The organism is Halomonas sp. TA22 (assembly GCF_013009075.1).
GTDB lineage: Bacteria > Pseudomonadota > Gammaproteobacteria > Pseudomonadales > Halomonadaceae > TA22.
Window position 1 is genome coordinate 1,088,666 of sequence record NZ_CP053108.1, and the last position, 14,462, is coordinate 1,103,127.

Below are 14,462 nucleotides of genomic sequence, written 5' to 3' on the forward strand. Positions count from 1 at the left end.
GGGGCTGCGATCCTCGTGTTGTATGGCTCACGCCATGCGCTCAAGCAATAGCATGGACTCCATGTGAGCCGTCTGCGAAAACATATCCGCCATAGCCGCATGCGCAAGGCGATAGCCTCCTTGCATAAGGTATGCCGTATCGCGGGCAAGCGTCGCACTATCGCAGGAAATATAGAGAATGCGCGGTACCTGGCGCCGCGCCAAAACCCGGCATACCGCTTCGGCTCCCTCGCGAGGGGGATCGAGCACTACCAGCGACCAGTCGCGTTCGTCGAGCAACGCTCGTACTGCCTCGGGACGAGTGAGATCCGCCTGCCGCGCACTGACCGAGGCGAAGCCGTTGCGACGGGCATTATCCTCCAGGCGCGACACCATGGCGGGGCTGCCCTCCACGCCGACCACCTCACCGGCCGCACTGGCCAGCGCCAGGCTCAGGTTGCCCACCCCAGCGAAAAGATCGAGCACCCGCTCCTCGTCGCGAAGCGCAAGCCACTCAAGTGCCGTGTCGATCAAGCATTGATTGACGACGGCATTGACCTGCAGGAAGTCGCCCGGGGCGATGCTCAGCGACAGCTCACGGCGGCCAGCAACGAGCCGGTAGTAGAGATCCGGCGTCCCGCCAAGCCACTCGAGTTCAGGCTGCTCGCGGCCCAGCAGCCAGGCAAGCGTTACCGCATGGCGTCGCTCCGACGACTCGGCGTTCAGTGCCTCGGCGAAGGTCAGCCAGCGCTCCCGGTCGCCCACGTGTTCACGCAGCTGACGCACGATCAGACTGGCGCCCGCCTCGCTCTCCAGCAGCTCGACATGCCCCACCCAGCGCGGCGCCTCCAGCGTCTGCAGATGCTCGCGCAATACCGGCAACAACTCGGCCAAGGCGGGCACCAGAATGGGACACTGCTGGACATCCATCAAATGATGGCTGCCTTTGGCGCGAAACCCCAGATGCACGTGTCCGCCGGCATCGACCTTCACACCAAGCCTGGCACGCCGGCGATAGCCGTAACCGTCACCGCCCAGAATCGTCGGCAGCGAATCGCGCGCAACCCCATGCTGCTCAAGTTGCTCTACCAGCACCGCCTGCTTATGGCGTCGCTGCGCCTCGAGCTCGAGATGCTGTAGATCACAACCGCCACAGTGACCGAAATGCACGCAGCGCGGCGCGACCCGCTCAGGTGCCGCCACAAGCAGCTGGCGAACGTGCGCCTCGTCGTAGCGCTTGCGAGTGCGATGGATCGCCACCTCGACCCGCTCGCCAGGCAGTGCACGATCGATGAAAACGGTCTTGCCTGCCGCGTCGCGGGAGACGCCTCGCCCATCGTGGGCCAGGCGCAGTATCTCCAGTCCCGCATCGCCCTGGCTATCGGGGCTCGGAGTCGGGGCCTGGCGGGCCGTCGAGACAGACGCCGCTTTTCCGGCTAGCCCCGACTTGCCCGACCCTGGCCTGGCGGTACGTCGCTTGCCCAGCATGGCCATGTCAGGCCTCCGGGGCGAACAGGCCGGTAGAGAGATAGCGATCGCCCCGGTCGCAGACGATAAAGACGATAGTCGAGTTCTCGACTGTCTCGGCGATGCGCAGCGCGCCCGCCAGGGCGCCACCGGAGGAGACGCCCGCCAGGATGCCCTCTTCGCGTGCCAGGCGACGCATATGCACCTCCGCCTCGTGTTGCCCGATATCCAGGACACGGTCGACGCGCGACTCATCGAAGATGCCCGGCAGATACGCCTTGGGCCAGCGGCGGATACCCGCGATGCTCGCCCCATCCTCCGGCTGCAGGCCGATGATCTGGACCGCCGGATTGCGCTCCTTGAGATAGCGCGACACCCCCATGATGGTGCCGGTGGTGCCCATGGAGCTGATGAAATGGGTGATGTTTCCCCCGGTCTGTTCCCACAGCTCGGGGCCGGTGGTGCGATAGTGCGCCAGCGGGTTGTCGGGATTGGCGAATTGATCGAGGGGCTTGCCTTCACCCTTGGCGATCATGCTGTCGGCGAGATCGCGAGCCCCTTCCATACCCTGCTCCTTGGTCACCGTGATCAGCTCGGCACCGAAGGCGGCCATTGCCTGCTTGCGCTCACTGGAGGCGTTGTCAGGCATGATCAGCCGCATCCGGTAGCCCTTGATCGCCGCCGCCATGGCAAGCGCGATACCGGTATTGCCCGAGGTGGCTTCGATCAGGGTATCGCCGGGGCGGATCTCACCGCGCGCCTCGGCCTCGGAGAGCATCGAGAGTGCTGGACGATCCTTGACCGACCCCGCCGGATTATTGCCCTCGAGCTTGGCCAGCAGCGTGTTGTTGCGGCCGGTCGCAATACGCTTCAAGCGCACAAGTGGCGTATTGCCGACCACATCCTCAAGCGTTGGGTAATGCATCTCGCCATCCTTCTGGAATCTTTACCCGATTATATCCGTGCCCGACCGGGGGTGACAGTTATCCCGTGTCCGACTTCCTTTTGCCTCCCTCTGGTGAGGCAGAAATGGGTGGCCTCTGGCGGGCTATGGCATAATGGCGCTTCAATGCACTCCGCGCTCGCTAGCGAGTCATATCACGCCATATCGAGTCGAAGGTCTGACCATGTTGATCAGAACCCGCTTGCTGTTACTACTGATCTTCATTCCCATGGGGTTGGTGCTGCTGTTTTCCTTTTTCTTCCTGCAGCATGGGAATCATGAGCGCCGCGAAGCCCTGGAAGAGCGCATCACCGCCAGTGCCATCCTGTTGGCACCATCGCTGCAGCAGGCCATCATCGATGGCCAGGAGACGCGTCTGCAGGAGTTGGTCAGGCGGCTCTTGAACATCGAGGAGATTCGCGCGGCCAGTCTGTTTGATAGCGAGGGGGAGACGATTCTTCGCCTGGGCCAGCCCCTGCCTACCCCCCGCCAAGGGGCGAACCATCAATGGCAGCTGAGGCTACCGCTGGGTAGTGGTGAACTGGGTGATGAGCTGCCGGCGCGTCTCGAGCTGGCCGTCGATACGTCCTCACTGGCGCTGAGCCACTATCACAATCTGACCAAGGCCGGGCTTGCGTGGCTGATTACCGGGCTGGCCCTGTTCCTGGCGGCCTATCTGATCATACGACGCGTGACCCGCCCGCTGGACGACATTCGCCAGTTGGTCAGACAGCTGAACAGCGGTAATTACGGCCACCGGCTCGACACCCACTCCTCCTCCGAGCTGGCCGGGCTCTCCCACGGCATCAATTCGCTGGCCGACCGCCTCGAACACATCAACGACGACATGCAGCGCCATATCGAGCAGACCACCCATGATCTGCAGGAGTCCATGGACACCATCGAGATCAAGAACATCGAGCTCGACATGGCCCACCGCCGCGCGCTTGAGGCCAACCGGATCAAGTCGGAGTTCCTGGCCAACATGAGCCACGAGATTCGCACCCCGCTCAATGGCATCATCGGCTTCTGCCAGCTGCTGGCGCGCTCGCCTCTCGAGGCACGCCAGCGCGAATGGCTCAACCATGTCAGCAAGGCCTCCGACAGCCTGCTCTCGCTGATCAACGACATTCTCGATTTCTCCAAGCTCGAAGCGGGCAAGATGCAGCTGGAGAACCTACCACTGGACATGGTCGCCCTTGTCGACGAGGTGCTCTGCCTGCAAGCACCTCAGGCTCATCAGAAATCGCTCTATCTGATGGGACTGGTCTACGACGATGTACCGGATGCGTTATGGGGCGATCCGATGCGCATCAAGCAGGTACTCACCAACCTGGTGCACAACGCCATCAAGTTCACCCACCAGGGCGAGGTCATCGTCCGGGTGATGGTCGAGGATGCCGACAGCTGCCAGATGACACTGCGGGTGACCGTCAGCGATACCGGCATCGGTCTATCGCCCAGCGACACCAGCCGTCTATTCAAGGCGTTCAGCCAGGCCAGCGCCAGCGACTCTCGTCACTATGGCGGCACCGGCCTGGGGCTGATGATCTGTAGGCAACTGGTCGAACAGATGGGGGGCGAAATCGGCGTCGAGAGCCGCCTCAGGCATGGATCGACCTTTGCCTTCACCCTGCCCCTCGCTGGCAAGGCAGAGGGGATACGCCCGCCTGACATGGCCCTGGAGGGTCTCTGCATTGCCCTGTACGAGCCTCATGCCACGACTCGCCATGCGCTGGAGCACCTGCTCTCCTCATGTGGTGCCGAGATCAGGATCATCGATCATGAGCTGGCTGCGCCCCCCAACGATACCGATCTGCTCATCGCGGGACTGCAGTATGAGGATCTCGGGCTAGCAAGGCTGGCCTATGTGCAACAGTACCTCAACACACTACCCTGCCCCTGCATTCTGCAGGTCAATACCAGCCCGCTCGAGCTGCCCGACCTCCACCTGCCCCACGGCGGCGAGATCCTTACCCGGCCGATGTCGCGTCAGACCTTCGTGCGTACGCTCACCCGTCTGCTCGAACCCACCGACAGCGAAGCGCTGGCCGCACCGCCGAAACGCGTCTCCTCGCCCGGCGTACCTCGCGTCCTGATCGTCGACGACATGCCGTCGAACCGGTTGCTGCTCGAGCAGCTACTGAACGACCTGGGACTCGAATCGCACTCCTGCATGAGCGGCGAAGAGGCACTGGCACTTGCTCAGGGTGAGAACTTCGATCTGGTGCTCATGGACATTCGTCTGCCCGGCATGGATGGCATCGCCACGACCCAGGCGCTGCGACAAGTGAATGCGCACTGGCAACATTGTCCGATCATTGCCGTCACCGCCCACGCCATGGCCGATGAGCATCGTCAGCTGCATCAGCAGGGTTTTCTCAATGTCCTGATCAAACCGGTCGATCATGTCGAGCTGGCAAACCTGCTTGGCAAGCATCTGAATCTTCCGTTGGCCGCACTGCCCGCGCCGAGCGGTGGAGAGGACAACACGCCCACGGTTGCGGCGCAAGATGAGCTGGCGGTGGTGGACATGCGCTTGGGAACGCGCCTTGCCGCAGGGCGGGAGGCGCTGGCCAAGGATACGCTGTCCCTGCTGCTGGCGAGCCTCGACGACAGCGAAGAGGCCCTGCGCCGCGCCTGGGAGGCACGCGACGAAGAGGCATTCCTCGATGCCATTCATGCCTTGAACGGTGCCTGTCGTTACTGTGGCGTACCGCAGCTCGCCCTGCTTGCGGAAACCCTCGAGACACGCATACGCACCCGTGGCCTCATCGATGTCGCACCACTCCTCGATGAGCTGCACGACGCCATGGCACGGTTACGCCAGTGGCAGCAGCACAACGCACCCTTTTACAAATAAGAGCACGTTACACGCAGCTCATCACCTCCAGGCCTGCGCAAGCTTCTGCTCATCCGATAGACTGAGCCGATACCTCGGCCTGCGCCAGGCGTTTGGCCCTGCTGGTCAGATGCAGCGATGGAAGGCCACTGGCATCATTGAGCGTCTCGATCTCATCGACAGCAGCTGCCCCCCTCGATGTGATCATGATCGTGATGTTCATGATCGTGCTCGTCGAGGGCCGCCAGCAGCCCCGCTTCCTGTCCGGCGATGGCGAGGCGCTTCATCTCGGCAACCGCCTCCTTGAGCCCCACGAACAGCGCCCGGGCGATGATCGCATGGCCGATATTGAGCTCATGAATCCCGGGAATCGCCGCGATCGCCTCGATATTGTGATAGTGCAGGCCGTGCCCGGCATTGACGGTCAATCCACGCTCGCCGGCCAAGGCCGCTGCCGAGACGAGTCGTTCGTACTCACGACTCATCTCCTGCCCGACGGCTTCGGCATAGGCCCCGGTATGCAGCTCGACGACCGGCGCGCCCGTCTGTTGGGCCGCCTGGATCTGCTCGGGATCGGGATCGATGAACAGCGAGACTTCACACCCTTGAGCCGCCAGCCTAGTACAGGCATCGGTGATCACGTCAAGGTTGCCAACCACGTCCAGACCGCCCTCGGTGGTCAGCTCCTCGCGCTTTTCCGGTACTAAACAGACGTGGGCAGGACGGATCTGCTCAGCGAAGAGGATCATCTCCTCGGTCACCGCCATCTCCAGGTTCATGCGCGTATTGAGCATTTCGCAGAGCAAGCGCACATCGCGCTGCTGGATATGCCGACGATCCTCGCGCAAGTGCACGGTAATGCCATCGGCACCAGCCTCCTCGGCCAGCAACGCGGCCTGCACCGGGTCCGGGTAGCGAGTTCCCCGAGCCTGACGCAGGGTGGCGACATGGTCGATGTTGACACCGAGCTGAATTCGAGGGGCGTGCATAGGATATCTCCGCAATGGATCAGGATGGAATGGCGTGGCGGCGCTTGGCAAGCTGCAGCATCAGCTCGCGCGAGCGTAGCGGACGACTGCCCAACAGCGGCGCCAGGGCGGCACGGGTGAGCGCCTTGGCCGCACCGGCAAGGCCGGGCGCCTCCCACTGGCCACTGGCCAGCAAGCGCAGCGCGCGACCCTCGATGCCCTGGTCGACGCCTGCAGGAAGTGCCTCGAAGCGCCTCGCTTGCACGCAGTAGACATAACGCCGCTGGGGATCGAGCTCCGCACCTTCCAGGTCATGGAACACCGGCTCGGCATCGAGAGCTTCGAGCAGGGCAAGCTCGAGACGCCGAAGCGCTGGCGCCCTCTCCTCCGGGCGTGGCAACGCGGCCAGGGAGGCACCGTAGAAGGCGAATATCTCGCGGCTTGGCAGCAGTAGTGGCAAGATTCGCGCCACCAGCTCGTTGGCATACAGTCCGCACAGCAGTCCCTCCCCGGCCAGTAGAGCTGCACTTCCAGAAGTCTCCATCAGCCGCAGGCGCTTGAGCTCGCCTTCACCCACCCAGGTCACCAGCAGGGGGACAAAGGGCTGCATGCGCGAGCGTGAACGACTGCCGGGGCGTTGTATGCCCTGAGCCACGGCGCGCACGCGGCCATGCTCGAGGGTCAGCAGATCGACCAGGGCACTGGTCTCCCGGTAGGGACGCTTATGCAGAAGATAGGCAGGCTGGGGCTGCATGGATCAATCGTGATCGTAGCCGAGGCTCTTCAGGGCACGTTCGTCATCCGACCAGCCACGCTTGACCTTGACCCACAGATTCAGCATGACCTTGGCGTCGAATTGCTTCTCCATCTCCAGGCGCGCCTCGCGACCGATACTCTTGATACGCTCGCCATTCTCGCCGATCAGGATCTTCTTCTGCCCCGGCCGCTCGACCAGCATCAAGGCACTGATATGCACCACCCGGCCCTCATCGCGAAACTCCTCGATCTCAACGGTCATCTGGTAGGGCAGCTCATCGCCTAATTGACGCATGACCTTCTCACGTACCAGCTCGGCGGCCAGAAAACGCTGGCTGCGATTGGTGACCTGATCGTCCGGGTAGAAATGAATGCTTTCGGGGAGGTGCTTGGCGACTTCGGCCTCGAGCTCCGGCACGTTGTTGCCGTGCTTGGCCGAGAGCGGCAGGATCGCGGCGAAGTCGCGCTTGGCACCGACCTCTTCGAGCCACGGCAGCAGCGAGTTCTTGTCCTCCAGCCAGTCGACCTTGTTGATGGCCAGGATGACCGGTGCCTGGACATGGGTGAGCTTCTCGAGCACCGCCTGATCCTCGGCGGTCCAGCGCGTGCGGTCGATGATGAACACCACGCAGTCGACGTCGCGCAGCGCCTGCGTGGCGGCCTGGTTCATGAACCGATTGATCGCCTTGTTGCGATCCTTGGACATGATGTGCATGCCTGGCGTATCGACATAGATGGTCTGGTCGTCGCCTTCGGTCTTGATCCCCAGTACCTGGTGGCGTGTCGTCTGCGGCCGCCGCGACGTGATCGAGATCTTCTGGCCCAGAATACGATTCATCAGGGTCGATTTGCCGACGTTGGGACGTCCGACGATGGCAACGAAACCACAGCGCTGGTTCATGAGCGACTTCCTCGCGGCTCGAGCAGCTTGAGCGCCTGTTCGGCGGCCTGCTGCTCGGCATGACGGCGGCTGGGGCCGACGCCGATGGTATGTTTGTCGAGCATATCGACATGGCACTCGATGGTGAAGGTCTGGGCATGCGCCTCCCCCTCAACCGACAGTACGTCGTAACGCGGCAAGGGACACTGGCGCGACTGCAGGAACTCCTGCAGGCGAGTCTTGGGGTCCTTCTGGGTATCCTGCAGATCGATCGCCTCGAGACGCGTGCCGTACCAGGAGAGCACCCGCGACTTGGCCACTTCCATGCCGGCGTCCAGATAGATTGCTCCGATCACCGCCTCGACAGCGTCGGCCAGTATCGAATCGCGCCGATGCCCGCCGCTCTTCATCTCGCCGGAGCCCAGGCTCAGACATTCGCCCAGCGCGAATTCGCGGGCCACCTCGGCCAGGGTCTGGCCCTTGACCAACTGGGCACGCAGACGCGAAAGCTGGCCTTCCCGCGCCTGCGGGAAGCGCCGAAAGAGCGCCTCGGCGATGACGAAATTGACGATCGAGTCACCGAGAAATTCGAGACGCTCGTTATTCTGGCCGCCGACGCTGCGGTGGGTCATGGCCAGCTCCAGCAGGCCTATATCAGCGAACTCATGGCCGATACGACGGCTGAAGTCTTTCAAGGGGTTGCTCACGAAGCTCCTGCTTGTTTTTCAGGGTGTAATGTCATCGATGCGATCATCGCCTCTATTGGATACGGCGCACCGAGGTGAAGCTCGGCAGGCCTCCATCCCAGTGCATCCAGACCGCGAACGCCTGTCCCACGATATTCTCCTCGGGAACGAAGCCCCAGTAGCGGCTATCGTTGGAGTTGTCGCGATTGTCCCCGACCGTGAAATAGTGCCCATCCGGCACGACCAGCTCGCGCATCTGTGGGCCGGGGTCTTGGGGATTATGGTAAATATAGTGCAGACGTTCACCCAGCTGCTCTTCGAGCAATTGCAGAGCGCTCGCCCCACTGGGCGATTCGTCGGTCACACTGTTGGGCACGGCTTCGCCATTGACGTAGAGTTGCTTGCCCTCGTAGCGAATCTGGTCACCCGGCAGCCCGACCACGCGCTTGATGAAGTTGATGGAGGGTTCCTGAGGGAAGCGGAACACCATCACATCGCCACGCTCAGGATCGTTCATCTCGACGAATCTGGTGTTGAGCACCGGCAGCCGCAAACCATAGGTGTACTTGTTGACCAGGATGAAATCGCCGACTTCGAGCGTGGGGCGCATCGAGCCGGAGGGAATCTGGAACGGCTCCACCAGGAAACTTCGCAGCAGCAGCACGACCAGCAGTACCGGGAAGAAAGAGCGGGCGTAGTCGACCACCCATGGCTCTCTGGCGACGCGTTTGCGCGCACTCTCATCCAGCTGCTCGCCGGTTTCGGCCTCCACCGCTGCCACTCTGGCGCGTCGTCCACGAGCCCAAATCAGGCTATCGAGCAGCCAGACAAGCCCTGTGACCGCCACGGCCACCACCAGCAAAAGCGAAAAATCCATGCGTTCCCTCGACCCTAGTCGTTAACCTTGAGCACAGCGAGGAAGGCATCCTGTGGAATTTCCACCTTGCCGACCTGCTTCATGCGCTTTTTGCCCGCCTTCTGTTTTTCCAACAGCTTCTTCTTGCGTGACACATCACCGCCGTAGCACTTTGCGGTCACGTTCTTGCGCAGCGCCTTTACGGTGGAGCGCGCCACCACCTGTCCGCCGATGGCGGCCTGGATGGCCACGTCGAACATCTGACGTGGAATCAGCTCCTTCATCTTCTCGACCAGCAGTCGACCTCGGCCGTGAGCATGGTCGCGATGGATGATCGCCGCCAGCGCATCGACGCGATCGCCGTTGATCAGCACATCGAGGCGCACCAGCTTGGCCGCTTCGAAACGCTCGAAACTGTAATCGAGTGAGGCGTAGCCCTTGGAGATCGACTTGAGGCGGTCGAAGAAGTCCATCACCACCTCGGACATCGGCAGTTCGTAGACGAGCTGGATCTGGCTGCCCAGGAACTGCATGTCACGCTGGGTACCGCGGCGCTTCTCGCACTCGGTGATCACGTTGCCCACGTACTCCTGGGGTACCAGGATACTGGCCCGCACGATAGGCTCGCGCATCTCATCGACATTGGCCATGTCAGGCAGCTTGGAGGGGTTGGAGACATACACGATCTCGCCTCCATCCATGGCCAGCTCGTAGACCACCGTCGGTGCCGTGGTCAGCAGGTCGATATCGTATTCGCGCTCGAGACGCTCCTGGATGATCTCCATGTGCAGCGTGCCAAGGAAGCCTACCCGGAAACCGAAGCCCAATGCATCGGAGTTTTCCGGCTCATAGGCCAGCGAAGCATCGTTGAGGGCGAGCTTCTCCAGCGCATCGCGGAAGTCTTCATAGTCGTCGGCGCTGACCGGGAACATCCCTGCATAGACCTGCGGCTTGACCTTCTGGAAGCCGGGCAGGCGCGGCACGTCGGGCGTCTTGGCGTGGGTGATGGTATCCCCCACCGGCGCGCCCTGAATCTCCTTGATCCCGGCCACGACGAAGCCCACCTCACCTGCACGCAGGATGCCGGTCTCACGGCGCAAGGGCGTGAAGATACCGATTTCGTTGACCTGCCAGTCGCGACCGGTGGACTTGATGCGCATCTTGTCGCCCTTGCGCAGGGTGCCGTCGAACAGACGCACCAGCGATACCACGCCCAAGTAGTTGTCGAACCAGGAGTCGACGATCAGGGCCTGCAGCGACGCATTGGGGTTGCCCTTGGGGGGCGGGATGTCCCGTACCAGGCGCTCGAGCAGCGCCTCCATGCCCATGCCGCTCTTGGCCGAGACCTGGCAGGCATCGGTGGCATCCAGGCCGATGATCTCCTCGATCTCCTTGGCCACCTTGTCGGGATCGGCCTGGGGCAGATCCATCTTGTTGAGCACCGGTAGTACTTCGAGCCCCTGCTCGACGGCGGTGTAGCAGTTCGCGACCGACTGGGCCTCGACGCCCTGGGCAGCATCCACGACCAGCAGTGCCCCCTCGCAGGCATAGAGCGAGCGCGACACCTCATACGAGAAATCGACATGCCCCGGAGTGTCGATGAAGTTCAGCTGGTAGGTCTTGCCATCCTCGGCCTGGTAATCGAGGGTCACCGATTGAGCCTTGATGGTGATGCCCCGCTCGCGTTCGATATCCATCGAATCGAGCACCTGCTCCTTGAGCTCGCGGTCGCTCAAGCCACCGCATAACTGGATGATCCGGTCCGACAAGGTGGACTTGCCATGGTCGATATGGGCGATGATCGAGAAGTTGCGGATATGCTGGAGGTCGTCGCGTGATTCGTCGTTGGCCATCGAGTCGGTTCTGCCTTCAGTATCAGCGCGGAAGTATGAAATGGCGCTGGTGAAAAATTGCCGCCATTGTACCGGCAAGCGCCTGACAGGAACAGCGAAGGGAGCATGAGGGGCAAAGCAAGCGCCCCGACGGGAGCAGAGCTCTCGCCGGGGCGCAATCAACTGAGCTTATTCGCTTAAGCGAAGCGCCACGAACAGCGAGCGGCCATCGCGATAGAGACGCACCGGAACGGCACGATCGCTGTCGATGGAATCGATCACTTCCGCCAACCGCTCGGGAGAGCCGATGGAGTGCTGGTCAAGCGAGACAATCACGTCTCCCGGGCGGATCCCCGCTTCCGCGGCAGCTCCTTCGGGATCGAGCTCACTGACGCGCACGCCACTCTCGATGTTCAAGCGCTCACGCTCGGCGGCGTCGAGGGCACTTACCGCCAGTCCCAGGCGCGACTGGCGATCGCTCTGCTCGGCTATCGCGCTGCGCCCACCCTCGGCATCCGGCCAACTACCCACAGTCACATCCTGGGAACGGCGCTCACCTTCACGCATCACGGTCAGCTCGACATCGCTGCCCGGCGCGACGCGACCGATCAGCCGCGGAAGCGTGGTGGAGCTTTCCACCTCCTGACCATCGACCTCGAGGATCACGTCACCGGCACGCAGGCCACCCTCTGCCGCCGGGCCCTGGGGATCGAGATCGGCGATCAAGGCCCCGGTCGGGCTCTCCATGCCGAAGGACTCCGCCAGGTCGCGCGATACCGGCTGAATCATCACGCCCAACCAGCCGCGGTCGACGCGACCATCGCTGCGCAGCTGCTCGGCGATATCCATTGCGACACTGATCGGGATGGCGAAGGAGACCCCCATGAAGCCACCGCTGCGGGTGAATATCTGCGAATTGATGCCGACCACTTCACCGTCGAGATTGAACAGCGGACCACCGGAATTGCCTGGATTGATCGCCACGTCGGTCTGGATGAAGGGGACATAGGCGTCGCGCGGCAAGGTGCGGTTGATGGCACTGACGATACCGGCCGTGACGGAGTGATCGAAACCGAACGGTGAGCCGATCGCCGCGACCCACTCACCGACGCGCAGCTGGTCGGAGTCGCCGATATTGAGCGTCGGCAGGTCCTGCGCATCCACCTTGAGCAGTGCCACATCGGTCTGGGTATCGGCGCCGACAAGCTCTGCCGTGAGCTCGCGGCGATCATTGAGGCGCACCAGGATCTCATCGGCCCCCTCGACCACGTGCGCATTGGTCATGATGTAGCCATCGTCACTGATGATGAATCCCGAGCCGAGCGACTGGCGCGGCTGGCTCTGGCCTCGGCCACCGCCTCCCCCAGGGGGGAACTGCTCGCCGAAGAAGTGACGGAAAATGTCGGGAATATCCTGCGAACCGGGAAACTGCTGACTGCGCGGCTGCACGATTCGCGTCGTGGAGATGTTGACTACCCCTGGGGCGGCCTCTTCGACGAGCGTGGTGAAATCGGGAAGGCCCCTGGCATGCACGGATTGCCAGGCGAAGGCCGTGATCAGCATCAACAGCCAAAGGGAAAGATGTCGAGTCATGCGTTCCATGAAAGGCTCCTGCGATGCGTTGCAATAGTGCTTGTATTACTCATGTTTACCACTTCATTTAACTCAGGTATGGCCCGCCACGCCGCTTGCCGTAGCCGCCTTATGACAGTATCGAAGCGCAATTGATTCCGCGCTAGGCTGCGGGCGTCGCAAGCGTCTCGACCCAGATGGGGCGATAACGCGCATCGTGTCGGTGGCGAACCAAGCGCGCAACGCCCACCCCTGCAGCCAGCCCTGCAATGAAGGCCAGCGGCACCAGGCCATGCCCGACCGACAGCAGCCGCTCGGCCAGGAGACCGGCAAGCAACGAGCCGCCCAAGGGAATCCCGTAGACGCCAAGCGCTCCCTTGAGCAGCGTCGGCGATGGCAGGCCGATGATGATGCGCTCCCCTGCCTGCAGCCGGTGGGTACTGTCGATGGCCATCCTCCGAGCGCGCTTGCCGCTCCGGCGGGCCAACAAGGCATTGCCGCACCCCTGGCTGGCACTGCAGCCATGACAACGCTGCATGGGGTCGACTGACACCCAGGCTCCCCCCTCAAAGGGATCGATCACCATTGCCTTGGCCGTCAACAACCCCGCTTGCAACACGGTGCATGCACTTCCGGTCATCAGCCTGAGGCGCCCTGGGCGGCCTCGTTCGGGCCCTCTTGGGGTAACCATACGATCTGCTCGACGATACGCAGCAATACCTGGGGCGGCAATTCACCCATCGCCACCAGTTGCATCGGTTGGCCACCAAGTTCGAGGTGACGTACCGCGGCATAGGAAATACCCAGACGATGCATGCCCGGCGCCAGCGCCGGCCCATCACCATCCAGTGGCTCGACAAAGACGCTCAGGGTCGACAACCCATCACTGAACAGCCGGTGTCCCACGGCGTCGTCATGGACGGAGCTGCGTGTCGCCACCGGCTGGGGAACATACCCCGGCGGCAACCACCCCGCCCTCCAGGGGTCCGGGGGCGGTTCACGAAGTTCGTCGAGCTGCACTTGGCCATCGTAGAGACGTGGCCGCTGCAGTTCGGTGACCTGGAAGGTTTCGAGCTCGCGACCGCTGCTATCGAGCAGCACCTGTTTCAACGGCAGCGCCGTGGCATGATCCAGCCACAATCGATGGCCATAGCGCATAGCATCAAGGGGCTCGATATCCAGGCGCACGGCATTGCGCCCGGCGACACGCTCCTCACCATCGATGCGCAGGCGGTAGAACTCCTCCAGATGGCTCATGATGGCGGTTGGCGAGGCGGGAGTGTCGCTCTGTACGTTGGCCCAACCGCCGCGGCCTATCCGGCCCCGACGCTCCAGAATCAAGGCGGGGCCATCGAGAAAACGTGCGACCTCGCGCTCGATGCCGTCTTGAACATCGTGGGAGAGCGCCAACGTTCTGACGCCATCGTTACTGATACGTACGGCGCGGGCCTGGAAAATGAAGCAGTGATTGGCCCACATGCTGCGCTCGAACCATTGCGAGGCGCCCTGTGGCGCCTCGCGATCCTTGAGCACACGGCAGTCGAAGCCCTCCTCGTCGTTCCAGGCCGATGCCAAGGGAACTTGCTGATCAGCGGCCTGCGTCAGGGGAGCCAATAGCCCGAACAACAGAGCCGAGAGCGTCCAGCCCGCCAGAGATCGGCACTTCCCGCTAGCTGACATT

Annotated in this window: 12 protein-coding genes; 1 reads left to right on the plus strand and 11 read right to left on the minus strand. The window is 62.7% G+C overall.

Annotated elements, in window-relative coordinates; all coding sequences use genetic code 11:
- Positions 1–27: 27 nt before the first annotated feature.
- Together rlmD and cysM are read right to left on the minus strand one after the other, a co-directional pair.
- Entirely contained in the window at positions 28–1,473 is a 1,446-nt protein-coding gene (gene rlmD, locus HJD22_RS05080; RefSeq protein ID WP_208654441.1) for a 23S rRNA (uracil(1939)-C(5))-methyltransferase RlmD, read from the minus strand.
- A gap of 1 nt (position 1,474) precedes the next feature.
- Positions 1,475–2,371 (minus strand): cysteine synthase CysM, encoded by an 897-nt coding sequence (gene cysM, locus HJD22_RS05085; RefSeq protein WP_208654442.1) that lies wholly within the window; start codon positions 2,369–2,371, stop codon positions 1,475–1,477.
- Between the two features lie 247 nt (positions 2,372–2,618).
- On the opposite strand from cysM, the gene HJD22_RS05090 reads away from it, so the two are divergent.
- A complete protein-coding gene (locus HJD22_RS05090; RefSeq protein WP_248730111.1) occupies positions 2,619–5,252 on the plus strand; it encodes an ATP-binding protein in 2,634 nt (877 codons plus the stop codon).
- A 152-nt stretch (positions 5,253–5,404) separates the two neighbouring features.
- On the opposite strand, the gene pdxJ is transcribed toward HJD22_RS05090, so the two are convergent.
- The 9 genes from pdxJ to HJD22_RS05135 all read right to left on the minus strand — a co-directional run bounded on the left by pdxJ (position 5,405) and on the right by HJD22_RS05135 (position 14,461).
- The gene (gene pdxJ, locus HJD22_RS05095; RefSeq protein WP_208654444.1) at positions 5,405–6,220 is read right to left on the minus strand and encodes a pyridoxine 5'-phosphate synthase; all 816 of its coding nucleotides are present in this window, start codon (positions 6,218–6,220) and stop codon (positions 5,405–5,407) included.
- A gap of 19 nt (positions 6,221–6,239) precedes the next feature.
- Entirely contained in the window at positions 6,240–6,953 is a 714-nt protein-coding gene (gene recO, locus HJD22_RS05100; protein WP_208654445.1) for a DNA repair protein RecO, read from the minus strand.
- 3 nt (positions 6,954–6,956) lie between these two features.
- Positions 6,957–7,856, minus strand: a complete 900-nt coding sequence (gene era / locus HJD22_RS05105) for a GTPase Era (RefSeq protein WP_208654446.1) — start codon at positions 7,854–7,856, stop codon at positions 6,957–6,959.
- Positions 7,853–8,542: a ribonuclease III gene (rnc, locus tag HJD22_RS05110; RefSeq protein ID WP_208654447.1), complete on the minus strand. Its 690-nt coding sequence runs from the start codon at positions 8,540–8,542 to the stop codon at positions 7,853–7,855. Before rnc ends, era begins: the two co-directional genes overlap by 4 nt.
- A gap of 52 nt (positions 8,543–8,594) precedes the next feature.
- Positions 8,595–9,398, minus strand: coding sequence for a signal peptidase I (gene lepB, locus HJD22_RS05115; protein ID WP_208654448.1), 804 nt, complete (start codon positions 9,396–9,398; stop codon positions 8,595–8,597).
- Positions 9,399–9,412: 14 nt separating this feature from the next.
- Positions 9,413–11,230 carry a translation elongation factor 4 gene (gene lepA / locus HJD22_RS05120; RefSeq protein WP_208654449.1) on the minus strand — a complete coding sequence of 606 codons (1,818 nt, stop codon included), beginning with the start codon at positions 11,228–11,230 and terminating at the stop codon, positions 9,413–9,415.
- A 168-nt stretch (positions 11,231–11,398) separates the two neighbouring features.
- Entirely contained in the window at positions 11,399–12,811 is a 1,413-nt protein-coding gene (locus HJD22_RS05125; protein ID WP_208654450.1) for a DegQ family serine endoprotease, read from the minus strand.
- 133 nt (positions 12,812–12,944) lie between these two features.
- Positions 12,945–13,421 (minus strand): SoxR reducing system RseC family protein, encoded by a 477-nt coding sequence (locus HJD22_RS05130; protein WP_208654451.1) that lies wholly within the window; start codon positions 13,419–13,421, stop codon positions 12,945–12,947.
- Entirely contained in the window at positions 13,421–14,461 is a 1,041-nt protein-coding gene (locus HJD22_RS05135; RefSeq protein ID WP_208654452.1) for a MucB/RseB C-terminal domain-containing protein, read from the minus strand. Before HJD22_RS05135 ends, HJD22_RS05130 begins: the two co-directional genes overlap by 1 nt.
- Between the last annotated feature and the right edge of the window lies 1 nt (position 14,462).

Excerpts from the sequence above, each read along its gene's own strand:
- rlmD (WP_208654441.1), bottom strand. The coding sequence starts at position 1,473 with ATGGCCATGCTGGGCAAGCGACGTACCGCCAGGCCAGGGTCGGGCAAG.
- cysM (WP_208654442.1), bottom strand. The coding sequence starts at position 2,371 with ATGCATTACCCAACGCTTGAGGATGTGGTCGGCAATACGCCACTTGTG.
- HJD22_RS05090 (WP_248730111.1), top strand. The coding sequence starts at position 2,619 with ATGGGGTTGGTGCTGCTGTTTTCCTTTTTCTTCCTGCAGCATGGGAAT.
- pdxJ (WP_208654444.1), bottom strand. The coding sequence starts at position 6,220 with ATGCACGCCCCTCGAATTCAGCTCGGTGTCAACATCGACCATGTCGCC.
- recO (WP_208654445.1), bottom strand. The coding sequence starts at position 6,953 with ATGCAGCCCCAGCCTGCCTATCTTCTGCATAAGCGTCCCTACCGGGAG.
- era (WP_208654446.1), bottom strand. The coding sequence starts at position 7,856 with ATGAACCAGCGCTGTGGTTTCGTTGCCATCGTCGGACGTCCCAACGTC.
- lepB (WP_208654448.1), bottom strand. The coding sequence starts at position 9,398 with ATGGATTTTTCGCTTTTGCTGGTGGTGGCCGTGGCGGTCACAGGGCTT.
- lepA (WP_208654449.1), bottom strand. The coding sequence starts at position 11,230 with ATGGCCAACGACGAATCACGCGACGACCTCCAGCATATCCGCAACTTC.
- HJD22_RS05125 (WP_208654450.1), bottom strand. The coding sequence starts at position 12,811 with ATGGAACGCATGACTCGACATCTTTCCCTTTGGCTGTTGATGCTGATC.
- HJD22_RS05130 (WP_208654451.1), bottom strand. The coding sequence starts at position 13,421 with ATGACCGGAAGTGCATGCACCGTGTTGCAAGCGGGGTTGTTGACGGCC.
- HJD22_RS05135 (WP_208654452.1), bottom strand. The coding sequence starts at position 14,461 with ATGTCAGCTAGCGGGAAGTGCCGATCTCTGGCGGGCTGGACGCTCTCG.